The sequence below is a fragment of the Marinobacter gelidimuriae genome (assembly GCF_000372805.1).
Classification (GTDB): Bacteria; Pseudomonadota; Gammaproteobacteria; order Pseudomonadales; family Oleiphilaceae; genus Marinobacter; species Marinobacter gelidimuriae.
In genome coordinates this window covers 1-25761 of the sequence record NZ_KB889896.1, presented here as the reverse complement: position 1 = coordinate 25761, position 25761 = coordinate 1, and the positions used below count along the sequence as shown (strand labels likewise).

Below are 25761 nucleotides of genomic sequence, written 5' to 3'. Positions count from 1 at the left end.
CCCCAGATAAGAACATGAACTTTCACTGCACAACTGCATCATTTACGGTGGCCGTCAGATCACACGGCTTCGTCGTCTTGTGCCAACTCGCCTCCGGCCTACGCCTCATATGATGTTCTTGTTCATCAGCTCGCAGTTTTGCGTCCGGCTTCCTCCAGACCAGACCTCACGGTCAAGCCCTTGCCATTCGCTAGTAGTTATCGTCTAATCACAACATGGTTTTCGACGGTGATCTTCCTACAGGGGACTTACACCCCATTAGTTCATGCCCATGCTGGGCGTACACAATTTGCTGCACTCGGAAAAATTACTCGCTGCGCTCCTAATTTTCCGGTGAGCAAGGCGTTAGCTGTAAGGAAACTATAAGGACTCAAGTTTCGCTATGAATAAAAAATCTACTTTCGACCAAGTTCGGGCTGAACAGCTGAAATACAACGCTAAACGAGCTTCAGGCTATCGAGAGCAGGCGCTGAAACTCTTTCCCCATATTTGTGGCCGCTGCGCGCGGGAGTTTGCTGGTAAGAATCTACCGGAGTTAACTGTTCATCATGTTGACCACAACCATGATAACAATCCGCCGGACGGCAGTAATTGGGAACTCTTGTGTCTCTATTGCCACGATGAGGAGCGCTCCAAATTCGAAAATCTCGTGCGTTATGGCAGTAGAAAAGAAAGCAATCAAGCCCCAGCAACCCATAATCCCTTCGCAGATTTAAAGGAAAAAATGGATAAGAAGAAGTAGCTCGGTGGTACATCCTTTGACCTGCTCCCCAGTAATTGAACCACTCACCGCTTAGTAATGTCGGCTAATTTAGGCACGTTACCAGCCGATTCCGGCACTGCAAAAAGGCCCGCTTTCCAATGTTTGCCCCTGCTAAAAATGGGGGGATTACCGGGGGAGCCAGGAGATTGACAAGGTTCAATACTCTCCTTCCATCACTGCTCTAAGAAAGGTAATTAACGATTGCCTCTGCATCGCTGTGATCTCCCGAGTAAGGCAACGCAAATTCATACCGTACTCTGGAACGGTTATTGGCAGATCCCCACACTTTCCAAAAATAAGTTCTTCAAAATAGGGATGAAAGTTGGAAAAAATATCATCGGCCTGATAGGCCGAGAGAGTCCACATTTCTCTCGAACTGACAGACATCATTCTATCGATGACGGAGTCAGATACGTATGCATCTTCTAAGAATTTTCGCACTTGATCGTTTACGCGCCGATGCCATTGCTCGACGTAATAAGGGTCCATGTCACTATAAAATTTTGGATCAAAATATGGGCGGTGCAATCCTACTTCACCCAAAAAAATACGGTAAACACCTGACAACGCTATCAGTGAACAGGAGCTGTAACACTGCTCCAAAACTACAACTTTCCATTTTAAAGTTCGCACTAAAAAACCAATACTCATTGCCTCTTCTACGTTGCCTCCTGCTGAAGGCCCGAGAATAAGTGTTCCAACGGGTATGTGCTCCTCTGGAAGCTGAAGTATCAAATTAATTAACGATTCCGTGTCCCCGCGTTCAATTGGACCTGAGATCACAATGATCTTGGAAGTGTCGATTTTTTCCTGAGGCGCGGCCATTCTTATGTCAGCAGCGAATGCGAGAGATGAGCAAAAAAGCATCAGAAACAAGGAAAAGATTGCGGTAGGCTCATGTGATTTTTTTTCAGCTTCCATTCAATTTTGCTCCCGAGTCAGGTTTCGGCGGTATAGGAATTCAGTGCTTTTCCGCCGACTCAGCAAGGTGCTTCATCCCTTCGATTAGATACTTACTAAAAGCTTGAACTCCGGATGGCGTTAAGCCCATCTTAGTTGATAGGACTGGCTCTTGCCATTCGTTAGTGGTTAGCGTTCAATCGGGTAAAACCGGCTGAACGGTGATCTTCCCACAGGGGACTTTCACCCCATTAGTTCATGCCCATGCTGGGCGGACACAAACAGCTGGTGTCGGAATCACTCGCTTCGCTCGCTCTCCGCACAGCTGGGCGTTAGGCTTTTACGAAGGGAGCAAATATGCAAAATCTGTATGAAACAATCCTTGGCGACAAAAATCGCATCTACTACCTCACAAAGTTCGAGCAATTTGACCGGCTAGGGTCCGGCCTGAAAGCAAGCTGGAATTGGCCGGCCTTCCTTTGTGGTGGAGTCTGGGCACTCTATCGAAAAATGTTCGGATGGTTTTTCGCATTCTTGGGCATCATATTCTTGTCGAATATATTCGAGAAGGCTGGCTCTCCGGGACTCTCTGCCATCGTATTATTTGTGCCGTGGATCGCGTTCGCGATTTATGCCGATTCGCTGTATCACAACAACATCAAGAAAAAGATTGCTGCTGCACAACTCACCGTGAAAGATGAACCTAAACTACTGGAATATCTTCGCTACAAGGGAGGTGTTCAAACCTGGGTTATTTGGGTGTTTGGTGGGTTGCCGGTCATTGGCATTCTCGCCGCCATTCTCATACCCATGTTTGCGCGTCATTAGCCTAACCCGGCAGTCAAGCGGGACTGCGCAAAAGCGCGCAGCCCCTTACTTTTACGTTAGGGGTAAAAATGGAAATCTCTGAAAAATCTCTTATCGAGCTGTATTCACAAAAGCAACCCGATGAATTAGTAGCTCTCCATCAGTCCGGTAATTTGACTGAAACTGCGTATTCAGCTATCGAATCCGTAATGAAAAAGTCAAATATTGATATTCCTGAGAGACCTGAGCCATACTCTAATATTCAAACAGAAGATTCACTCAAACAATACTGGAAAGGGTCAAAATCACTTAAATCTGCATTCTGGGTTATTTCAATGGCAGGGAGCTTAGTCGTAATATTCTTTGCATTTGTAGCTGCGAAACTGGGTCAAGCTCCATACTCGAAACTAGCAATTTATTCCGCTATCACTAATCCGTATTTTATATTCGTTGTAGTTGTTCTCTGGCGTTGTGCTAAGGGAAAAAGCAAATGGCTATTAAAGTTTATCGGGCTTCTTACCATAACAATCGTGGTTACATTGCCATTCTTTATGTATGGTTTCATGGCGCTTAATAGATGAAAACCCCTAATCGGGTAGCCGAGGGTATCTAACCCTCAGCCCCCACAACACCCTGCACGTTGGGTGCAGTTTTCTGCGCAATACGCGCGTGGGCGAGTGGATGATGCCTGGGGCCGAGAACCTTAAAAAATCAAAGATTGGCCAGCCCTCTTGCACGTGAGCGCAACAAGAAGGTGCCTCTGTGGGTAGGGAAAAGTAGGGAATCGGGCAGCGCCACCCGCCGTACCGTGAGTATGCCCATCATCTGGTGGACGGCCCAAGGCATCGCGGATGCAGTGATGGTCAGCATTCCAGCCCACGTGCGCTTTGGTGAAGACGCAGATCCGCGTCATCTTTTAGTGAATCCTTGATGCAATCTTGATGTTATCGGGCAGCATTCCAGCCAGCCAGCCAGCCAGCCAGCGCGTAGGTGCAATAGCTTCATCAATTACAGGTTTGACCGCGTTTCAAACGCGAGCAAGTGGCAGTCACAGAACTTTACAAAACTATACATTCAGGAAGCCAGGTTTGCTCAGGTGGAACCCTGTTAGTAAATGTTAGTATTTTGCCCGATGGAATATGGCAAATGGCGGCAAGGTTCAGGGCTGATGATGCCGCTTATCCAAGGGCAGGCATGTTCATAATTGTTAAGGTTTGAACCTCATAAAACCTGACATTTGTTTTCGCCAAAACATAACAAAACCTAACATTCGTTTCCGCCAAAACCTGATAAAACCTGAAACGAATAAGCCGCACCGAATCAGGCAGGACGCCCCAGAGAGCCCGCCAGCAAGGCGCAATCAAAACCCTGTACGTTTTAACAGGCAATGCAGCCAGAGGCACTGGCAAGACCGTGGGGGCTGTAGATCTTTGAATGTGTGCGACCGCGTAAGCCAGCGCCTACGCCACCTGTAAGCGACTGCCTACAAGCCCTGTAAGCCACCGCCTACACAGCCTGTACGTTATCGCTGACAACCTTGTAAGCCATTACCTACGCCGCCTGTAAGCTGGAGCCTACGCGCCAAATCAAAAGGTACTCCCATGGCCTGGCCAGCACAGGGACGCAGAGCCGCAACGCCTGAGAGTTTACCCGCTGGCGGTCTTTCGACGAAAAGAACGCCAAGCTCTCACGTACCAAGCTTTATTCCTGAATCGCCTGTCTGATCTGATTCTAGCTATCATAAACAGCTCAGATTGCGTGAACAGCTCCCTGTCCGCCGGCGTAGTGTCTTGAGATACCTGTGGCGCTGTCTCGCGCTGGCTTGAGCCAGGATAGAGTTCTGGCAATGTTAAATATTTTGGCTCCGACATTATTGGCTCCTTTTGCTGGCGCGATACATCGACCCTTGCCGTCGGCCTTTTCTCTACACCCTGAATTCGGGTTTAACCTCACACACTCGGGATAGCCTCAAGGGAAGCCTCCGTTCAATCAGGTGAGGATGCTTTTTAAGTTTACGGTTTTATGTGCCTCATAAAGCGATTGTCAGATCCCGATTCGAGTGCGTAAGTAGTTAAATCGTGTGCCAGATGCCGGTGCCTGCCTCATATTCAGCGACACCCACTGCAACTAGTGATTGCAGTCCCTCCTCCACAGATTTTACAGGTTTGCGTTTGAAAAGTGCGGCCAAGCTGTCCGTTGTGTGCGAACGCTCTGCCAACGCCTCTCTGAGCGTCCGTAATTGCTCCGGTATAGCTTTTGGAAAGGTGGCTTTGCCGGTGTTTGTCACAACTTGTGGCTTTGCCGCGATTTCCGTGGGCGCAACATCAATCTCTTCCTGAATGGCATCCGGTGCTTGGTATTCAGGCCGAAGCCAACGGACAATTCCTTGAACTTCCTCTTGAGCTCGCTGCTTGTTTAGCTCCACAAGTCGCATCAATAATTCTTGTTCGGCCTCGGCCTGCTCATTAGTCTTTTCAGGTAATGGTGTAGTCGCGCCCGGTCGCCCAACCAGCTTCTCAGCCAAATCGGGCCAGCCATAGGCTTTAAACACTGCACGGTCTAGTTTGTCATGGTCTTCTAAAAGCGTGCTAACCAACCCCTGCTGGTTAATGGTCTGTTCCTTGTCAGTCAGTTGGTTACTGGCACGTAGCTTTTCTAGCACGTTGTAAATTCCGGTCAGCGTCAGAGCAGGGTGTTTCGCCTGTTGCTGTTTTCGATGACTGTCGATACGCTCCGCCAGCTCACTGATTTTTACGGCCTGGTCATCGGTTAGAACAGGGAAGGAAAAAGTTTCAAAGCAACGGGTTTTGTTATAGCGAGGGCGGTCTTCGAGTGTCCCTCCAGCCGAAAGTGCCCATAAGGTATGTGCGCGACTTGATAGTACACCGAGAATTTCCGAGCTATTCACGGCGATGTTAACCAACATATTGTCGGGAAGAATATCCTTGCTCAAAACGGTAAATAATCGGTGTTTAGTTGTTTCGACAGTGGCGATATAACAAGGCAGGTCATGGACATAAGAACGCCACTCCGGACGGGGACGGCCATGTAACCACCAGTTTTCTCGGATAGCTTTATCTTTATTTTGGTCACGCTCCGGCTTTACCCGCTCCCGCACCCTCTGGTAGAGCGATGGATAACGGTCTCGCACTTCTTCGGCCTGGAAGCCAAATAAGTCAATCACCTTCACACCACGAGGCTTCTGGGCAAGATCGCGCCCATTACGGTACTCGCGTATCACTTCCCCGAAGCCTTCTACTTCGCCCATACTCAGCTCGGCGGCTTCTTCCGGCGTTACGATAAAGCCAGAGCCAAACAGCATAACCCCCCGACTTGTAAGCTCTGAATTTGCTCTAAGAGCTTTGGCGCTCGCTACATCGGCACCGATGGTAAGGTCAGCAAAAATCTTGCCGATGCGCTGGCTGAGCTGCACTTCGCGGGCTTCTCTATCTTCGCTTGAGACCTCTTTGATGACCTGGCGCAGTTGTCCGGTGTGTTCACCAGCGACCCCTACCGTCATGGCAATGCGAACCGCTGCGCCGTCATTCACGTCTACCCAAGGGTGGTCTGGAACAGCCAGTATCAATGAAAGCGGTTTCTTGAGATCTGCCAAATGAGGAGTAATGACACGCCGGTTAAATGTTTGCCTCAAGCTGTTGGTAGTGATGAAACCAAAGCGCAGGGCTTGGCCGTGTCGCACTTTTTCAGCGGCGGTATGCCACCAGTACATAACAAAGTCAGCGGAGTCTGGCACCACCCCTTTGAACACTTTACGCACAGCATCAACATAGCCATCGCCCAAAGCACGGCGCATGGTCGAAGCGCCAATGAAAGGCGGATTGCCCACGATATAGTCGGCCTCCGGCCACTCAGCTAGTCGCGGGTTGTTGTAGCGGTAAACAATAGCTCTGCTTGCCTCATCTGGTATCAGTTCCCCAGTGACAGGACTCACCTTCACGCCGATACCGTCCCAGATTGTCACTGGGGCGCCACCTTCGCCAACTTCGGGCTCCCGGCTATCGTATTCAATCAACGCATCCCTGCACTGAATGTTCTTAAAATCCCGCAGTATTGGCTCGGGAAGGTCCAGGCGGTCGTTAAGGCGATAATGCCATTGCAGGTAACCAATCCAAAGAACCAGTTCGGCAATGGCAGCCGCTCGGGGGTTCACCTCCAGGCCGAGGAATTGATGCGGGTCGACGGTAAGACCTTCACTTTCCAGAACACCCTGGCCTCGAGTCAGTTCGGATATAAAGGCGAGGACTTCCCCTTCCAGCCTTTTCATGTGTTCTAAAGCCACATATAAAAAATTCGCGCTGCCGCAAGCTGGGTCAAGCACCCGAACTTGGCAGAGTTGGTAATGAAACGCGCGCACCTCTGCCAACGCTTTGTCATTGGTGCCTTTCTTATCTTGGCGTAGTAGCGTTTCGGCAGCGGCTCGAACGTCACCCCAGCGTTCCCGTAGTGGTTGAATGAGAGTCGGCATAACCAGCCGTTCCACGTAAGCTCGGGGAGTGTAGTGGGCGCCAAGCTTGTGCCGCTCTCGGGGATCAAGAGCCCGCTCCAGCAAGGTGCCAAAAATGGCTGGTTCCACAAATCGCCAGTCAGCTTTTGCCGCGTCAATCAGCATTTGGATTTGGTTGGCGTTTAATGCAATGGGGTCGATACCTTTGAAAAGGCCGCCGTTGAAGCGTCTAACGGTTTGCATTAGCCGTTCACTGTATCCGCCGGTATTCATGGTTTCCCAGAGTGCCTTCACGGCATGGGAGAACATATCAGGGTTGCGATCTTTGATGTCCACCAGCAAGTCATGGAAAGACGATTTGGGCAGTAGCTCAACATCCTCGGCAAACATTGTGAACAAGCATCGCTTAAGAAAACTGGCGACTCGTTCAACGTCGTAACCGCTGTGTTCCAGGGATTTGGCAAGCTGGGCCAGCTTGTTACTGACTTCTCTGGTTACCCGCGCAGAATGTTTGCTGGGGTCTAGGCTGTCGGGGTCAAGCCACAAGCGGCGAAGCCGATCCTGTACTTCTGGATCTTTGAGGTCTTCCAGGCGGATTTCGTGACGGCGGGGATCAGGAAAGGCCACGTAGTTGCCGCCGGTGCGCGAGAACTCTGAGTAGGTGTAAATTGCGTTGCCAACATCTACCACTACGATGAAAGGCGGTCTGCCGTGCTCAACTTCCTCGATGGGAAGCCCCCGAACGTAACGCTCAGCTTGTGCAACGGCTGCATTGATAGCGTTCTGGTGGCTCCGAGTCGCCAGTTCTTTGCTTGTCTGCTTGCCTTCCAGTACGAAGCAATCCCGACGGTAGAGGTCTATATATCGGCTCTCAGTACTACCATCGACCCGTTGGGATGGAATAAACCGCTCAAATACATACGCATTCTTGCTGGTGTCGCCTTTGCCTGGATCAGGATCGGGGAGCTTCAGCAGGGTGCAGAGGTCACCAATGAAAGTTTGGAAGTTGGAGCGTTCACTGCCGCTGTTATCCTTCCACTTGTTGATGAAACTTTCTACTTCTTCAGCGGGTGCGACAGCATCCAAGCTACTACTCCTTAACAACGTAAAATTTTACGCAAGTATCCCGACTACCCGGAATGCGTTCAAGCACATGGTGGTTTTATATCTATGAGTTTTAGCCTGACAGCACTCATTCGCATGTTTTCACGAGCAAAGAAGGAAATTTTTTTGTGGGTACTATTGCGGGTACTAGTGTCAATAACGATAATTTAAATTCAACGTTTTCAATTACTAAGATTACTGTTTCGAGTCCTGCCGAGGGCACCATTAATTCTTATAAATCAGATACTTATCAGCCACTGACTCTTGCCCTGGCATGGCCTTATACGCCTCTTTTTGCAGCGAAACGAACTTTAGTAACAAACCCAAGTCTTGGCGTCTTAGCCCGCCCATACAGTACCTGTCGCTAGTCTCGGGACGAGTAGGCCGTGACAACACGTCACTATTTATCATGATGCCGGATAAAAGTTGCCTCAAACGCCTTTGACGATCGGTATTTTTGTAGACGATTAGCAAACGCAAATACATCGTTCATTTCGTAGTGTTGGAAAATGTCCAATCCCCTATCAAGAGATATCTTCCATCCGGTGTCAGTAACAATGTGGCGGGCGTGAATTGTGCCAGTTTCATCGAATTCCCAGGTGAAGTTGATGCCGACGGTATCAGCAGAACTCCGCATCTTCTCAAAACTATCGTCTTGCAATTCACCTTTGAATTCGTCGCGACTGGTGACTAGATGAACCGATATTTCGTCTTCTTCAGCCTTGGTTTTGACGATCAGCTCTAACAATTCCATCAGATTTCGGATCTGATAGAACAGTCGAATGTACGGGTCTGTAATGGTGATTTTCGTGGCATCTTTCAGGTAAGGGCCGAACAGAAGCTCATACGACACACCTTTTTGGTTCTCTTGAAAAGTAATGTGCTTCTCTTCCAAAATGGCCTGGGGGGCACTGGCGACAGGCTGCGGCTTAACTGCGGCAAAACCCTCTGGAGCCGCTAGGTCAACACCTTTTGCGTCATCCGCATCACTCATCATTTTGTGATAGTAGGCCGGGTACTCTTCCTCTTCCAGCGTCGTCACCTGCTGATTCTCACCACCGGCGTTTTGATAAGAAAAGTTAACCGTGGCGTAGGTTGAGTCCACGCGCATCAATTGATCTTTGACGCGCTTGCGGCCTTCCATTGAAAAACGCAGTATTTCCTCGATTTCATCCCTAGTCTCCCCGCCATGCGGGAACAGGATCTTCATCAGGCCAGAAAAGGTCTTGTTGATACCATCCCGGTCACGGGTCGAAATATCTGACGAAAGAGTGAAGCGGTCCTGATAGCGGTCGGAAAAATCATAGCTGCGCAGGGACCGAAGTACCTCAGCAAGATAGTCCACAACAAAGCCAAAACCGGTTGAAAACATATCATTGCGGAGATTGTCCATTTCCCAGCCTGGCAAAAAGCAGTGAAGGCGATCCAGAATGGCTTGGCCGTCACTGTTTCTATAGGTTTCTGGCAAATCCATGAACAGATGCTCGTGTTTGAGCATGTACGGGACATTGTGTGAGGTGTTACCAATGAAGACCATGGACGCCTCTGCACCCTGCGGGCCAGTACCGCGGTTAAAGGATTTGTTGGCCATGTAATTCTTCAGCGTATCAATGAGCTTTATATCAGGTTTTTTGCCACTGCCAGCAAACTCATCCATAGCAACCACATCCCAATAACCAACCAGCCCAATTTTGCCCGTGGTGTTATTGATGAACAGTTTTGCCAGGGTAGCTTCTCCCCCGGAGACCAGAGTTCCGTGGGGTGAAAATTCAGAGTACACGTGAGATTTACCCGTTCCCTTTGGCCCCAACTCAATCAAGTTGTAATTTCGTTCGCAGAAAGGAATAAGGCGCACCAATTGAATCAGTTTGCTACGGCGACCGAACGCGTCGGGGTTCAGCCCGATGCTTTGCATTAGTACATCAATCCACTCACTGGTAGTGAACTGCTTGCGCCCTTCCAGGTAAGCGTCGTAATCAAGACTCGAAAGCTGGATCGGTTTTAAGGATAGGAGAACCCACGGGGTGGATTTGCCATCCTCACTAAAATCGTACTCAATATCACAAATGCACCAAACCCCACCCACCAAAAGCTTCGGGTGCTTCTTGATCGTGCCCGAATCAACCAGCACCTTTTTGATACCAAGGTTTTCGAACTCAGCCTCATACACATCTCGGCTATCGTTCAGTGACACAGTCACCTTATCGATGACTTTGTAGCGCCCCTTCTCTTTGATATTGGAGCGAATCAGGCCGGCCTCATTGCGATGAACATAGTGCTTGGCCAGAATTTCCTTAACCGTACTGATCCCGGTTTCAATCGTTGCCTCATCATCAGTGGCACAGTATTGCCCCAACAAGTATTCCAACACATACGAGGGAACAATAGCGTTGCCCTTCACCGCCTTCACCAAATCCTTGCGAACAACCACGCCAGGGAAATGTTGGTTAATTTTGGCATCCAGTGCGCTCACAATGTTTCCTCTGGTGTTTCGTTATTTAGAGCGGCAGAGTAAAAATTATCCATCTGCCTGCTCCCTCAAAAATCAAAATCGCTGGTAAAGGAACGCCGCATCATATACCTGAGCGACTTGTATTCTTTGTAATGAGACGTACCGGCATGCTGCTCGTCAAGCCGCAAGGACACTTCCTGGCCATTCGCTTCATCCGCCTTGCGGGACAGCAAAAATCGCACCTGCAGCTCACGCTCACGGGGGTTCTCTGAGGTCAAATCAAACACCAGCTCGTGGCTGTCGGAAATCAGCTCTCCAGCCTCGGTGTAGATGCCAGCACGCAGCAAGCGCGGTTGAATTTTTTCCGTTACCGGCCCAGACTGATACAGGGTAACCGCAAGTTGGCCAGAGGTAATCACCGAGCTAGCCCCGCGCAGGATATCCACCTCAACGGCGCTGACATCGCTCTGGCGTTTCTTGTTCACCTTCAGCACCGGTATCACCACCTCCTGTAACGACGCACCGCCATGCACAAAGCGACTGCCAGAACCCTTCAAGCGCAACCGGTTGATGGATTTGGGAACCTGCACCTCCATGTCCCCGTCCAGACCAAGCTGCTCAGACGAGAAGTGATGGAACGCGGGAGAGGATGCCAAACCCTTCCCCAATACGAAACGTCGGTCGCGGTAGAGAATAGTGTCGCCGTTGGCGGGCACACTGAGGAAATCGCTCTCATCCAGTTCGCGGTTCTGATAGATAAAGCCGTGATCGGCGGTCACCAGCAGGTTATTGGCATTGGCTGCCGTCAGCTTCTTGATCAGGCGAATCAGGTCATCCAGGGTCTGTTGTGCCGCCTCAAAGGCCTGCCCTTCCGAATGCATCTTGTCGCCAGTGTGGTCAATGCGATTGTGATAGATGTACAGCACATCGTTGCCTTTCAACATGTCCCGGCTGTCATCGCGGTTGAGCTGCATAAACTCATCGGCCCGGATGGCCTGACCACGTCCTTCCAGGGCCGCCTGCAGAGTTTTGGTACGGTTGACAGTGCCCTGGGAACTCTGGCCGTCCACCAGCACCGTGCCGGTGTCATTGTCGGCGATGGCCAGGGTTTTATTGGGCAGCAGAGCGGCCATACCGAGCTGGGTGTAACTGGGCAGCATGGAGAGTGCAGGCTCAAGCTCGGCGCTGTAGCGGTCCTCCTGACGGATAAGGCTCAGTAACTCGTCCCCGATCTCATAACGCATGGCGTCGGAAATAATCACACACACCCGTTTGTCTTTGCGCAGGAATGGGCGTACCCAGTGCTCAAAAAAGGTGTTTTGCTGAACGACCGGATACGCTTCCCAGCGGGCACTCGAATCCACATGAATCTGGAATGCGTCCCCAAGCTTCAGCAGATAACTGTTGGAGTACAGATTTTCCATCTGCTCACTCAGCTCCTCCATCAGTGATGGCTGGCCGGACACTCGCACATGGTAGGTAAACTTGCGATAGAGTTGGTCGAGCTGAAACCAGACGCGGCTGTATCGCTGCACGCCATCGGCCAAGCTTTCCATAGTGAGCTTGGCCTCGCCCAGCATCTGGATAAAGCGGGCGCCAAACTCGATGGCCTCATAAAGATCACGGAATTCATCGTACCAATGCCCCTGGCGCCGCTGACGCACCCAGAGGGCCACATCACCACTGGTCACCGTGCGCCCAACCACGGCTCGCACCAGGTCACTGATAATCTTCTGGTCGATCAGGCGGAAGTAATCCAATTCAATCAGGTCCCGGAAATCCCGCTTGCCCAAATCCTGCTCAATGCCAAGCACATCGGCACACTCAGCAGATAAGGCTTCGAACCCTGACTCGAACTGACGGCTGTCCTTCCAGCGCTTAAGAAACACTAAAGCATCGCCGGTCATGTTGAACTCGCCATCGGTACTCATGGCATAGCAGGATTTAAATAACGCGATAACGAAATCTCGGAGGCTCGGCTCACTGGATTCGTAGCCATAAAAGCGCGTGAGTTGCTCCCAGAGGAAGGTGTCCAACCCGCAGCGTTCAATCAGCCGTATGCCCTCAACCCTGTCATCGGCCAACTGCTGAAGCAAAGTCTCCACCACCGAGTCCATACGGGGTTCGCTACCCGCACACACGGCCAGCATTTTCAGCCGCAACTGGCCAGCGGTATCGTCGGGTTTCAGCCACTTTTTCAGGGCGTCTTTGCGTTTCTCGGCTTGGAAGAATTCAGCGTGAGCCTGCGCAATCTCGGCAAACTCCAACCCCAACTCCAACTCAGACAGCCAGATAGCCACCTGATCGGTACGAAACTCACCGTGTGCCAACTGCACGTCCAGCAGCCAATTATCCAGTTCCGCTGGCTGCGGCCCTTCTTTGTACAGCAGAAACTTCTGCGTTGGCGCTTCGCGCAGGACGCGGTATTTCAGCCCGTACTCATTGTTGGCGATTTCCAGTTTCTCTACATCCGGAAGTGACACCGACTCAAAATCGTTGCGCAGCTCGTGCTTGGTGTCGTACCAGAACACAATGCGGTGGCGGTCGAACAGTTTTGTCAGAGCTTGTGAGATTCGATTGCTCATGCGGCGACAAAGTCTCCAAATAGGGCCCTAATCGTAGTCCAGAACTCGCCGAAGCGGTCCTCTGGCCCCGTGCCTAAATAACCATCAACAAACTGGCTCAACTGATCCATAGTCAAGCTCTCATCCAAAAAGGGCTCGATAGCGTTGGCGCGCAGATCATTCAGCTTTGGACTATCCAGGCCGAGCCTGACAATGGTTTCCCTCGCGGCAGCATCATGCGCCTCGGCGGGGGTGATGAAACCGTCGCCCGCAAACGTAAATCGACCTTCGCAGTCTGAGTTTAAGGGCGAAACCAATAACGCAGGGTCATACCAGTCAGCCTTCAAATTGCCGCAATGGCGGGGGTCCCCCTTCTTGATCTGGTTCTGGCAGGAGCAGAGAAGATTGCGGTAGTCCAGCGGATCGACTGCCGGGTCGCGTTGGGGCTGGAGGTGCTCGATGTGAGAGTCATTCTCCGTTAACCGTCGTTCACAGTAGCAGCAGAGAAAACCTTGCTCTTGCATCAATGAGGTTTTGACAAACGCCTTGGTTTCGCCACTCAAATCGTTGTAAGTTGGCTGCCATTCGTCATTAGCCAGCGCCTTCCATTTAGCAAATGGCACCGGCTCTTTGTTTTTGATCACATATTTCATCTGCCAATCAGCTCCTTGCGCCTGATCAGCACCTTCGCTTTGACCAATTCAGGATCTTCACCGATCTCCTGTTCCAGCGTTGTGATAGAACTCTTGGCGGCTTCAAGATGACCCTCGCTAATCTGCGTGTAGATGCCCCGAATGTCACTTTCCACCTGGTTGGGCCGAGTTGTTTGAAGCCCCATCAAATCCTCAAGCACGCGGTCAACAGTCTTTCCGTAAGATTCCACGGGGCGGATGGCGTCCAGCTTGCCCTCATCGGTCATACTGAGCAGGAACAGGTTCTCAGGACGCACATGGGTAATCACATGCGGTGAATGAGTGGATATCAGAAACTGACAGTTTTGAAACACCTCCATAAGCCTAGGCACCACTAACCGCTGCCACTTAGGGTGCAGGTGCAAGTCAATCTCGTCGATCATAACGATGCCATCCCCTTGGAGCGGATCTGCTCTTCGCGGGTTAGCGATGGCCAGGCGCCGAGCCAAATCACCAACCATCGCCATCAGACACTTTTCACCGTCCGACAACTGATTCACTGTCAGCCGCTGCCCATTTTTCAGGACTTCCATTCGCAGCGGGTTGCGCCTAACGGTCAACTCCGTGAAATCCGGCATAAAGATTTCCAAAGCCCGCCTTACAGCTGCAAGCTGAGGGTCTGGAAACTGGAAATCGTCAGGCTTTATGAGATCATCCCTGTATTTACGATGTTCGTTCTCAAGGTCTTCTCTTTCTCGAAACCATTCAAAGAACGTGCGGAAGTTTGCGCCGCTGGTCAGCGACTCCTCATAGGCAGACAGCAGTTCGAATTGGTGCTTTTCGCGGATACGCAAAGGAATGTCGAGTACAGCGCGGTTAACAGGGTAATAAGCAAACAGCGGGATATTAACGTCACCCACATTTTCGGTTATTGCCCCTTGTATCCGTTTCGCGGCTTCAGAGGCAGAAATCAACACGGAAGCCAGATCTTTTTTACTGTACCCCTTGCGGACCTTGGCCAGGTTCCACCCAAAGTAGGAGCCCTGTTCACAGAGCTGAATTTTCAGATTGGCTGAAGACTCGCCATTCTTGATGTCATCTTCAGCAATTGGCCTACCCGAGGCGCCAGAGTGCTTAATTCGGTTGGCCAGCCAGGAAAACAAAATGGCCGACGCATCCAGAATGCTCGATTTACCCGCGCCATTCATTCCGACAAAGACGTTTAACTTTTCGCTCAGGTCGAGCGATAGATCCTGTGCACCGCGGAATCGTTGCAAAGTAAGGTTGTTGATATGCATCGTTGTGCTCCTAGCCGGACAGGCCGGTTATTTTCTTCAGGGCGTCGCCAAACTTCGGGTAATTCACTTTCACACCGTCATCCAGATCGATTTCCACCTGCCTGGTAGCCAGCGGATACAGCACGTCACGCTCGTAGTCACCCAGCTCAACAATGATCTTGCTGATTTTTTCGATGTCTTTTATCGCTTTTGTCTTCTCCCCCGAAGAGGCACTGGCGCTGATGCTGACCGCTTCAAGGTGATCCCGGCGAGACATCAGTTTGGTGCGGAACTCCCGCAGGTAATCGTTGAGCACCACGCTGACCGTATCGGGGCGGTAGCGGTGCATATAAATCAACGCATTAAAGGATCCCTTGGGCGACGAGAACAGCCAGTAAATGGGGCGTTTTTTGTAGCGCCGCACATGGTCATTGTAGAAGTCCTTCAGAAAGTATTTGCGGATGTCCTTGCCCAGCGCCTGCTCGACAAAGCGGAGGTTCTCCTCATAGTGCTCCTCACCGAAGGTGACTCGGAGAAACTCGCGGAAGCGCTCGGCGATGTCGTCGGTGAACCAGTCCCCGTCGAGCATAGGGATGACGTTGTCGTCATCCGCCGGGAAACTGGGCTCCGGGATTTGTTTCAGGTAGTTCTCGATGGTATCGCCTTGATTGGCCAGGATCAGCCCCGGCTTGTCCAACGCATAGCGGCCAAACATGCAGCCCACGGCGTAGGCCAGGAACTCGGCCACGGTATCGGCGCGCAGGCGGGTCTCGCGGTCGGCGACCGAGGCTTTTCCGCCATAGCGATAGGCTGGATTACAGGTGAGCGTGATCTCTTCCAGCGGTACTTCAGGCGTCAGTTCGTCTTGCAGGCCGTAAGCATCGATAAAGATGCGGTTGTTCTCTTCCTCCAGCCGCTGCATCTCGTCGGTCAGGCACTGCCAGTGGGCCTGCAGGCTCGAATAGCTACCCTCCAGGGTCTCAGCTCGGTGATCAGATTGGAGCAGCGGGAACGTGGTAAAATCCCAGGAGGTTTCATAAGCGTCCCAATCTTTGTTGGCAATGACCACGATGTCTTCGAGCGTATTGTGGCTTCCGCTCAAAACGCTGCCAAGCACTGGTATTGCGCTGATACTTTCAATATTTTTGCTCATCGTTGGCGCAAGTATGTCAAGTATTACGCCGGACACTTTGGAAACAAGTAAGCCCAATAGCGGAAGTGCATTTCTGTCGTCCTTAGGGACTGCAATTGACCCATTAACATCCCAAAGAAAGCCTTCACCAGCCAACTGACAGAAAAAACCGCTCGTGGATAAACGCGACCATGTGATACATTTTTTGAAATATAGCGCGGAGTTTTGAGTGCGCGCTCGAACTAAATCTGTACCGTCCTTCCTCCAATCCACGACTTCACTGTGGCCGCCACCCCACTTTCGGTTTTCTCCACCTTTGAGGTATGGCAGCCAGTGTTTGTTTATGTCGCGCCCTTGATGTGGTGTGAAATCAATAAAGTCATGGGATATTTCATACCATGACCTTATGAAGCGGTCATTGTTCCCAGTAATGATGCCTTGAATCACATCAACATGGTCTGAAAGCTTTCCTTCCTTGAAAGATCTTCGGACTGTTTTTGAGGCCCAGTACGCAAACTGTGTGCCCGGCAGGTCCTCAAAGACGGAAGCGTCCACAGGATAAAAGATTTCGCCTTTACCACTATTTATTGCCTGCAGGAGGAGGTTTGATTTTGCGGCTTCCCCTTGTTCTTCAGTTAAGCGAAAAAAGATTGACTGACGCCCCTTCTGTCCGCTCTTCTCGATTACAAAGGCGACCGTCGATACAACTTCGCCACTAATTGTGTCGAATGCGCGTGTTCCAAGATGGAGTACCGAGGGAAAGTAACAATGAGAAAGTAGCCGCTCACGCAAGCCTTGAAATGAGGAGAGGAACATCCACGACTGCATATTTATCATTGCTACAGAACCTTGCGTTAAAGCAAGGCGCAGCCCGACCTCCATGAACGCAGCAAACAAGTCTCCCCACGATCTTTCATAGTTTTCTTTGGTGTAAATATTAAGGGCATCACCCATGCTCTTACTGCCCATATACGGTGGATTGGCCACCACCACGTGGTATTTGGGGGCGAGGGCCTCGGCCATGCGCAGCACGGCGACAACCCGCTCATGCAAGTCCTTTAGCAGCAGATCGTTCGCAACGTCCCGTGCTGCGACCGCCCGCAACGCCTCTACCGGGTCGCGCAGTTTCGGCACTATAAGCGAGCCGAAGTTTTTAGCCTGTTCGAACTGCAACAGCGTATCGCGCAGCTCGTCGGTGAACAGATCACGCCCGATTACAGCCATATACTCGTCGAGTTCACCTTCATCAAAGTGAACGTTTTCCAGCACGCAGATTTGGGGTTGTACCGGATTGCGGAAAAAGCGACGCTGCTTAGCTCGCGCCTTCATAGTCAGCGCAAAAGCGGCCAACGCCCCGGCACGCTCGTCGATCTCGATACCGAATAGATTATAAATCAGGATCTTGGCCGGGATATCAGCGGGCTCGTACCCTTCTTCTTCGTAGATGGCATAAAGCAAATCAAAAGCATAGGTCAGCATGTGGCCGGAGCCGCAGGCTGGATCGCAGATTTTGATCTCTTCCGGTTTGTTGATGCGCAGGAAGTCGGTTTCCGGTTCCTCTCTACCATCCGCCGCAGGCGCTGGCTTAATGTAATAATCCATCTGCTTGACCAGCTCAGAATTTGGCCGGTTGAGCATCCAAAGGCGACCCAGAGAGTTCTCTACCAAGTAGCGCACAATCCAGTGCGGTGTAAAAAGCTGGGTGGCGGCGGGGATGTTGGCCGGTGTGATTTTCTGGTTCTTCTTCAGTCCTTCAAAGACCTTATCTTTCTTCTCAGAGATGTAGAACTGGTAAAGCCAACCGATCACCTCGACATCTTCACAGGCGTCTGGTGTCATGGCCTCGCGGGTATAGGCGAGAATAGAGTTGCCCGAAAGTAGGTCGCCCGGCATCAACAGCTCGGTGTAGTCGTCGATGCGCTCAAACAGAAACGGCATGGCGCTGTGCCAGTGGTTACAGGCGGCTACCACCAGCAGGCGATAGGCCTCACCTTGCGGGTCCTGGCTGGGTGTTTTGCCATCCAGCAAAGCGAAAATTCGCCGTCGGGTCGCTTCTGCTACCATCTCTTCATCAATCTGGCCCATCTTGGCGTCGGCCAAAATCTCGGGCTGAAACTGCCCCTCTGCGGGTGAAACGATGCCAAGCCGGTTATAGCGGTTCACATCCATAAAGCGCAGAGCGCAGAATCGGTTGAACCAAATATAGGCCACCCGCTCGATGACTTGTTCCCTGCCCTGCTCCGCAACCGCATTTTCCAGCTTTTTAATGACCTGTGGGCGTTCCCGCCGGGCTGGGTTTTCCTCCGCCAGCACCAGCTTAAGCTTGGCGCTGACCTGTTCAATCAGGCTGCGACGGGCGAACTGGGCGAATTTTTTGAGTTTTGCGGTTTCCATTAATGCTTACCTTGGCGCTGATTCATTGTAATGGAGGGGGTTATTTACGCTGGCGCATAAAGAGGCGCATATATATGCGCTGAGCGCATAAATTAACGCGGGCGCTCGTAAATGGCCCCTTTGCGCTCGCCAGCCTGCTTAATCAGGTCTTTTTTCTTCAGCTTCGCTAATAGCTTGTAAGCCTGGTCAGGGCTGATATGACACAGCTCAATCACATCCGCTCGTTTTATACTGCCGTGGGTATCGATAAAGTTCAGCACCATCTGTTCCTGCTGAATGGGTTCAAACCCCGCCTGACGGACATAGGCTGCCTTCTCGCCAGCGCCCTGATAAACCTTAACGCTCAGGGTGTAAGTGCGGCCTTTACCGGTGCTGTGGGCTTCCACCATCCCGGCTTCCACCAGCTTCTCCAAGGTGCCCCGAGCCACAGTTTCTGGTTTTTGCACGGATCTGGCCAAATCCGTTGTTCTCAACCGCCGCTCATTACGCAGCCGGGACAGAATTATCAAACTGTCGATGGGCATGGCGGTGCCGGTTTGTTCCTCGCGTTGAACGATCATGCGCAGAAATTCGGCGTCTGCGTCCGCAGCGCTCATGCGCACGGCGACAGTATAAGCAGATGACATAGAGTAATCCGGGGCTGTGCGTCCATATCGGAGCATGCCTTCAAAGATCCGGTCAATGCCCCGGCCGGTGCGCTCGGCCAGGCCGATGCGTTTGATGATGTCGGCCAATAACGGATTGCGGGAACGGGGGTCGGCTACCAGCAGGTTGTCCAAGTTGACGCCTTCTACAAAACCGCCGGGGTTGCTGATACTCAGGCCATCGCCATCCAGCCTGACGTGAACTGCGCCAAGAGCGCTGTAATCGCGATGCACAAGCGCGTTTACAAAGGCCTCGCGGAAAGCTCGCCGATCAAAATTGGGAATGGGCACGCGGAACAAGCCAATCTGGATTTCTTCTTCTTCCACCCGAGCCCGGAACAGCAGCTCGACCTCTTCAAAGGTCTCCAGCAGTGGCTTGCGGTAGAACTCGTTGACCAGCACATCGGTGCCACGCAGCACTTGAAATGCCACCTCATGGGACGGCAAGTGTTGCCGCAGCTGCGTCTCATTGCCCAGCAGCAGTAAACCCGCCACTGTCGGGTGACGCCTGCCGCTTACCGTCACTGTCAGCCCCAGAGCGCCATCCAGCTCTTCATCCGCCAGCGGAAGCAGGCTTTGGTCGCCGCCGTATTTCTTGATGGCATTCCGGATGCGGATACGCTGAATTGGGTCCAGATCTTCAACCGCAAGGTTTTCCAGTGGCAGCGCGGAGGGGTCGGTGACACCAATGCTGGATTGGCGCTGCACAAATTCGTGGGGGTAGAAAGGCACAGCTTCCCGGCTGCCGTCCATTTTCAGGCGGCGCCTTTGTGGCAGGCAAATCCGTTCTGCGTCGTTCATAGCCACCCCTTTGGCTTGCACAATCTAAATCTGCACATTCTAAATTTGCACCTTGCGGCCTTGCTGGATTTCTTGCAGCAAGGCTTCGCGTAGGGACGCCAAGTAGCGGTCTACATCATTTTCATCGGCCAGCCAGGCTTTGTCGTAGGCAACGTGAAGGTTGCGTGAATGAACGTACACGGCGGGCGGTTCCTTGACCTGGTGTGGCTTGTCGGCGCCCTCTGACTTAGCGGATTGTTCCGGGTTTGGGGAAGGCGCGGATTTTTGGTTGGCCAGGTCCACCATTCTGGCCAAAACCTTCTGATAGCCCTCTTCTTCAAAAAAACGCAGGCGGTCGTTGATGACAGCGATGATCTGTTGCCCGCCGATGTGCTCGCTCAGATCCTGGAAAGGCCTGTTCAGTTCCGCCCGACGGGGTTCCGGCAGCGACTGGTATTCATCCATGCTCTGCATGCGTTCTTGCATGGTGTTCAGGGATGCGGCCGCTCTGGAACGAGTTTGGTTAACCTTTTCATCAATGCGCTCTTTCAGGCTGTCCAGTTGCCCCTTGAGCTGCTGGATGCGGCCGCCTTTGTAGCACTTGGGATCGTTGAGAATCGAGCGGATTTGTTCGATCTCATCTCCGGGCACATAGATGAAATTGGGTTCTTGGGTCTGTAGCAGTGACCGTGCCTGGTTGTAGATGTCTTTCTGTGACCCACTCATAAATTTTCGAATGGGGTCTATGGCGTCCTCTTTCAGATCAAGCAGCTGGTCTTCCTGCTTACTTAATTCGGTCAGGTGCCAGGTGTAAGGCTTGCTGGCAACGTCCTTCAATGTTTCCAAAGCAGGCTTTAAGGCACTGAGAAACGGGTACTGGCCAGCCTGTGCTGCCAGCGGGTTAAGCTGATGGAACATGTCCTGAAAGGCCTCGCCAGTTTCCTTGCCCAAGGCTTTGGCTTCGCTGCTTCGGGGCGGGCCGTCGAAAAAGTCTTCATAGAACGCCTTGAGGGCCCGCACCTGGGACGCTGTAAACTCTATTTGCGGTTCCAGAACCAGGTTGTTGTGCCCGTGGGTGTTGCGTAACGCGCGTTCGAGTTCGGCATCTTCCAGGATGTTACCGTCGAGACGAACCTCTACCTTTCCGCGTGCGCACAGGTTGGCCAACGTGCATAGAATAGCGGCGTAGTACCAGCCATATGGCTTGCGCTCAAATTTTTCCAGCAGGCCCTTCAAGGTGGTGCGAACACCGCCACGATTGTTGCTCTGAATAAAGGCCAGCACTTCCTGTTCGGACTCCGCCAGGGCGGTCGCATCATTACCAAACAAACCGTCTTCTGCCCGCTTCAGGCAGTTGCTTATATCGTTTTCCGAGTAGGAAACACCTCGCAGCATGCGAAGGTTGGGATAAGCGCGGGCAATCAGCTCATGAAAACCCCGAATAATGCGGGTTTGTGGGTCTTCGTTAGCCACCTCTACATCCGCGCCACCAATCAGGAGCTTGGACTTGCTGAGGAGCGACTGAACCTGCTGCCGTATTCGGGCTTCACGTTCACGATTCTGGAAGCCTTTGTCGTTCAGAATTCGCTTAACAGACTCTTGTTGAGTCACCGAGATGTTTTGTTTAATGTATTTTTCTGTACGTTTGAGCATTAGCAGATCACGCACCAAACGCTCATCAGAAGGCATCAGAACGAACAGTTCATCGGCTTTATAGGTTGAAGCGGTGCGGAGCATTTGCTCGTTGTCAGTATGCTCGTGAAATGGACTGACCACATTAATGCCCAGTTCGTATTCGCGCCCGTGCAGCCGGTCATCCAGCTTGCGTGAATAGGTATAGTCCTGCCCCTGGTTCTGGGAGGGGCCTGCTTCGTAGCGGATCTTACGCTGCTTGATGACGTAGTCGAAGATGATCTTCTCAAGCTCATCTGCAACGTCGGATGACTCGACTTCCACATTCTTGATTTCCTGTTCGACGTCTTTCTCTTCGTCGGTCAGGTACTCGTACTGGTCACCGTTGCGCTGTATATAGGTTTGCTGTTCCAGCAGGCTGAGTGCCTCTTCGATTTTCTTCCGAAGTGCCGGCAGGTCCTGATCGAATGCGTCCAGCATGAGCACACAGAGGTTGCGAACGGTTGGTTTGAACTCTTTGACGTATTTCACCAGGAACAAAGCTTTCAGCAATCGAATCGCGAACGGGCCGTCCAGGTGATTTTCGGCCTGGATGATTGCGCGTTGTATTTGTGACTTCAGTGCAGACCGGATGCCTTCGAACATAAGGTCGAAAGTCGCTAACTGACCTACCTGGTGATCGCCGATATGGATGGCAACTTGCTGAAACACACCCAGCATGGAACGCTCACCCACCGAGCTGTGTTTGCCTTCAAACGCACTGTGCTGCGACAAATTCTGAATCGCCGACTGAAAGAGTGCGAATTGATAGGGAATAAACGGGTAGCTGTGGATGAAGTGGTCCCGATCGCGAAAATTACGGTAGGTGGCTGAACCGTCCGCAAAGTCGAAAAGGGTTTTGAAGTTGTTGGACTGCGAGCGGTAAACATCCGATAGCTGATTAACACCCTCCTCGGTCTTTGTCAGCAGGCGTTTCTGAATCACTTCGGCCACGTCTGCACTGGACAGTTTCATGCGGTTGTTAAAGCGCGCCTGAATTTTTGAGAAGTCATTCCCCTGCTGCTTGCCCAGCTCACCAACGACGTTTTCCATTTCTTCCTGAGCGGTGACCACAATCCAGGCGCGGCCCCGGCACTTGGTGGCCAGGCTTTCCGCAATGGTCTGCAGGTTGGTCATCAGCTTGATGTTGTCGGCAATGTACTGGCCTACCTCATCGACAAAGAAGTTCAGACGAAATTCTTTGTGCCCGCCTTCAGCCGCTTGCTTCTCGATATACGCGTTAACGTTGTCCGCAAAATCTTCAATCGAGACACGGTAATCGCTCCGGTATTTATCAAGGATACCCATTGCCGACTGTTGGTCGACTCCGGTCACCGCCGCGTAAGCTTTGGCGATATTCGCCCCTTCCAAAATCGCCTGCTCACGACCTCTCTGCCAAGACCGCCCGGCCACGTTTTCATATTCGGCTTTGAACCGCTGGTAAAAGTCGCGGCTGTCCAAGTCACGCTCGAACTGGGCGATGTGCCCTTGTTTGCCGTAATAACCACGCATCTCGTCAAAGACTTTGACGAATACCGCCAGCAGCGCATCGATTTGGGTTTTGCTGATAACGTCGGCTTTCTGGTCAATATTGAACAAAATACTCTTTGAGGGAATGGCGACCGCCCTCTTCAAGCCAGCTCGGAGAATTTCGTTGTCGATGCATTTTGGAAGGAAACGTTCCAGGGTTGAAGCGCCATCCATCTCCTGACTTTCGAGCATCCGGTTCTCAAGTAATAGGGCCAGCATTTTAAGCAGATGCGACTTACCCGACCCAAAGAAGCCGGAAACCCAAACACCGTTCGCACCTTCGTAGTTGTTGTAGGCATCCAGAAAATCTTCAAGGCGCTTTTCAACTTCGTTCGTCAGCACGTATTCGTCAATTTCGAGGCGAAGGCTGGCCTCGTCGTCGGCTTTGATGACACCTTCGATCGGGCGGCCAACCGGTTTTAAAAAGATGTTCTTCAGTGTCATTGCACTTCCTTTAATAAAGGCGCCTCGATTTTTACGTCCGATCAGGCTTCGTAATGAAAGATGTTGAACGCGCGGTAGTACTTGTCGTCGTGAAGCTTGCCAAACAAGTCCAGCGAGGAACCCGTTTCCAGCGAATGGGTATAGGTCCCCGGGAAAAACATCACCGTTGGCTTGTCTTTCGCCGTACTTTGTAAGTTATTGAGCACATTGTGAGAACGGATAAAGGGAAAGACCTCCCCTACGCCCGAGAGAAACAGCACGTCGAACTCTACAGCGTGTAACTTCTTCGCGATCGCCGGCACAAGGTGCGCCTCGGGATCCAGAACTCCTTGAAGCAGATCCGTCAGTTCGCCTTTTGAAACCGTCGGTTCAAGCTCAATGACCTGGCTCCATAACTCTCTTTCTTTAAGAAGCTCTACGGCGAGATCGTATAGATTGATGCTGAGAACCTTAATTCCCGTTTGTTCCAGGCGGTTAACCAATTGGCTTTGCAGGCGCTCCATTTCGACCGCTTCTTCGATCCTAAAAGGGCAGATAAAAAATGGCACTTCATTGCCGAGCCCTTGTTTATTCAGGAACCGCTGCCCTGAAATAACGCTATAAAGATGCTGAAACCGGTCTTGCATCGGCATTCTGGCAATGTCTTTACTCACAGTGACATCCCTTTGATATCGGATTCAAAAACGGGAAAGTAAAGAAATTCATCAGGATTGTTCTGACGAATGAGCCCTACCAACTTGGGGCTGAGAATGACTCTATTGATCGTTTTCCCTTTGATCACCAGCTCGGCCTCCCGGAGCATCCTGAAGGTCACCTGGCGTAACTTATCCCTTGTAGACGGGCTCGCTTGATCAAGTTCATCGTGCCACTCTGATTTTTTATTGAAAAACGCATCAAAATCTTCATAGGTCAGATCGATTTTCATCGACAGGAAACGCTCCCTTATAACCTCCATGGCAAAATCGGCGACGAACTGGTAAAGCCTGCAAACCGCCAGCCATAAAATATGCGCTTGGTCATGAGGGCTGCCCTCGGTCAAGAAATCCAATTCTTCTTCGCTAAGCGTTTTCAAGCGAGCAACGGTTTCACGGCATACCCGCTTGGCGGTGCTTTCTGTTCTTGCCTGGAGAAGGTTGCGCTTTACACCTTCTACCCGCACAGATTCCCAGTCGCCAAGCTCATGAAAAAGCCCGGCCAGAAGAACCGATTCACGATGATAAAGGCTGCCAGAGGTGAAAGAGATTCGATACCGGTTGTTGCTTGCCATTCGATTTCCGTGCTCTTGTCTATTCAATTCAACAGATGGTCAATGTTTGAGCGGATCCACTCCTAATTTTACACAAAATGGCCCAAATTTCCGACAAACCCCAATGTAACGATGCGAGTAGCAAACCTCAAATTATTCCCCGACTTACTTATGCGCATGCCATATTTTGCCGGGTCAACCGCTAACAAATGAAGCAATCGACCAGCTCAAACAGCGTGCCGTGCCCAGTCAGTGGTTTTGATGGGTTACTCTGGCGCAGGAGCGGCAGCGGCGCTGATCGCCGCCCATCGCTCAGATATAAGCACGTTAATCAAAGTCGAGTCATCGCCCGGCAAGCTTGGTTCGTAATCTTCTAGGCCTCAACAAGACGACAGACAACATGCCTCCATTACTGATTGATCAGAAGGGCTATGTTCGCATTAAATGTTGATTAGCTTCAGAGCTAATCAACATTTAATGCGAACATAGCCACCATAGCGAATGATCTCGTTGGCCGAAGAAAATCTTCCAGCCTGCAGCTGCCCTAAAAAGTCTTCCTCAACACAACCGCCAGAAAGCGACCCCACATGCCGGCCATCTTGACGGGCCACCAGCATGGCGCCCGGAGCACGAGGAGAGGAGCCATAGGTCGCCAATACAGTGCACAGCCAAACAGTGCTTCCTGATTTACTCCAGTTAAAAGCATGATCATTGACATCCTCCCCACCAAACGCCTAACCGGCTTTTTGGAAGGGGATTCCTACCTCTAGACGCTTATGCCCAAGCGCGAGAATGTTCCTGGCCGCATTGGAATCGCGGTTGTGAGTGACACCGCACTCACAGGTCCATTCTCTTATTCCAAGGCCTGCTCTACCTTTCGGACTGTTGGGGCTCAAAGAGCCACAACACGAGCAAGTCTGGGTGGTGTACCGTTCATCAACTTCCAGAAAAATCCC

16 protein-coding genes and 1 pseudogene are annotated in these 25761 nt (G+C 51.6%); 4 read left to right on the top strand and 13 right to left on the bottom strand.

Going from position 1 to position 25761, the window contains the following annotated elements:
- The first annotated feature begins 382 nt into the window (after positions 1–382).
- Positions 383–742, top strand: a complete 360-nt coding sequence (locus A3OI_RS0111680) for a YajD family HNH nuclease (RefSeq protein ID WP_018404448.1) — start codon at positions 383–385, stop codon at positions 740–742.
- 177 nt (positions 743–919) lie between these two features.
- On the opposite strand, the gene A3OI_RS0111675 is transcribed toward A3OI_RS0111680, so the two are convergent.
- Positions 920–1684, bottom strand: a complete 765-nt coding sequence (locus A3OI_RS0111675) for a hypothetical protein (RefSeq protein ID WP_018404447.1) — start codon at positions 1682–1684, stop codon at positions 920–922.
- A gap of 336 nt (positions 1685–2020) precedes the next feature.
- Between A3OI_RS0111675 and A3OI_RS21190 the strand changes: the two genes are divergently transcribed.
- From A3OI_RS21190 to A3OI_RS22775, 3 genes are all read left to right on the top strand, one after another.
- A complete protein-coding gene (locus A3OI_RS21190; RefSeq protein ID WP_018404446.1) occupies positions 2021–2491 on the top strand; it encodes a DUF2628 domain-containing protein in 471 nt (156 codons plus the stop codon).
- 68 nt (positions 2492–2559) lie between these two features.
- Positions 2560–3051 (top strand): hypothetical protein, encoded by a 492-nt coding sequence (locus tag A3OI_RS0111665; protein ID WP_018404445.1) that lies wholly within the window; start codon positions 2560–2562, stop codon positions 3049–3051.
- A gap of 137 nt (positions 3052–3188) precedes the next feature.
- Entirely contained in the window at positions 3189–3401 is a 213-nt protein-coding gene (locus tag A3OI_RS22775) for a hypothetical protein (RefSeq protein WP_143751463.1), read from the top strand.
- Positions 3402–4541: 1140 nt separating this feature from the next.
- Here the strand turns inward: A3OI_RS22775 and A3OI_RS0111655 are convergent.
- The 12 genes and pseudogenes from A3OI_RS0111655 to A3OI_RS21985 form a co-directional block, all read right to left on the bottom strand.
- Complete coding sequence (locus A3OI_RS0111655) at positions 4542–8021, bottom strand: class I SAM-dependent DNA methyltransferase (protein ID WP_018404443.1); 3480 nt, start codon at positions 8019–8021, stop codon at positions 4542–4544.
- A gap of 418 nt (positions 8022–8439) precedes the next feature.
- Entirely contained in the window at positions 8440–10512 is a 2073-nt protein-coding gene (gene brxL, locus A3OI_RS0111645) for a BREX system Lon protease-like protein BrxL (RefSeq protein ID WP_018404441.1), read from the bottom strand.
- Between the two features lie 65 nt (positions 10513–10577).
- On the bottom strand, positions 10578–13076 hold the full coding sequence (gene pglZ / locus A3OI_RS0111640; protein WP_018404440.1) for a BREX-1 system phosphatase PglZ type A: 2499 nt from the start codon (positions 13074–13076) through the stop codon (positions 10578–10580).
- The gene (locus tag A3OI_RS0111635) at positions 13073–13708 is read right to left on the bottom strand and encodes a retron system putative HNH endonuclease (protein ID WP_018404439.1); all 636 of its coding nucleotides are present in this window, start codon (positions 13706–13708) and stop codon (positions 13073–13075) included. Before A3OI_RS0111635 ends, pglZ begins: the two co-directional genes overlap by 4 nt.
- Entirely contained in the window at positions 13705–14985 is a 1281-nt protein-coding gene (locus A3OI_RS0111630; RefSeq protein WP_018404438.1) for an AAA family ATPase, read from the bottom strand. The genes A3OI_RS0111635 and A3OI_RS0111630 overlap by 4 nt, the downstream gene beginning before the upstream one ends.
- A 10-nt stretch (positions 14986–14995) precedes the next feature.
- A complete protein-coding gene (gene pglX / locus A3OI_RS0111625) occupies positions 14996–18490 on the bottom strand; it encodes a BREX-1 system adenine-specific DNA-methyltransferase PglX (protein WP_018404437.1) in 3495 nt (1164 codons plus the stop codon).
- Between the two features lie 92 nt (positions 18491–18582).
- Positions 18583–19935, bottom strand: coding sequence for an ATP-binding protein (locus A3OI_RS0111620; protein WP_018404436.1), 1353 nt, complete (start codon positions 19933–19935; stop codon positions 18583–18585).
- Between the two features lie 39 nt (positions 19936–19974).
- The gene (gene brxC / locus A3OI_RS0111615; protein ID WP_018404435.1) at positions 19975–23559 is read right to left on the bottom strand and encodes a BREX system P-loop protein BrxC; all 3585 of its coding nucleotides are present in this window, start codon (positions 23557–23559) and stop codon (positions 19975–19977) included.
- 41 nt (positions 23560–23600) lie between these two features.
- Entirely contained in the window at positions 23601–24212 is a 612-nt protein-coding gene (locus tag A3OI_RS0111610) for a DUF1788 domain-containing protein (protein ID WP_018404434.1), read from the bottom strand.
- A complete protein-coding gene (locus tag A3OI_RS0111605) occupies positions 24209–24826 on the bottom strand; it encodes a DUF1819 family protein (RefSeq protein ID WP_018404433.1) in 618 nt (205 codons plus the stop codon). Before A3OI_RS0111605 ends, A3OI_RS0111610 begins: the two co-directional genes overlap by 4 nt.
- A gap of 470 nt (positions 24827–25296) precedes the next feature.
- Positions 25297–25521 (bottom strand): annotated as a pseudogene (locus A3OI_RS21990) (XdhC family protein); the annotation flags it as partial.
- A gap of 18 nt (positions 25522–25539) precedes the next feature.
- Positions 25540–25752: a transposase gene (locus A3OI_RS21985; protein ID WP_228702961.1), complete on the bottom strand. Its 213-nt coding sequence runs from the start codon at positions 25750–25752 to the stop codon at positions 25540–25542.
- Positions 25753–25761 lie beyond the last annotated feature (9 nt).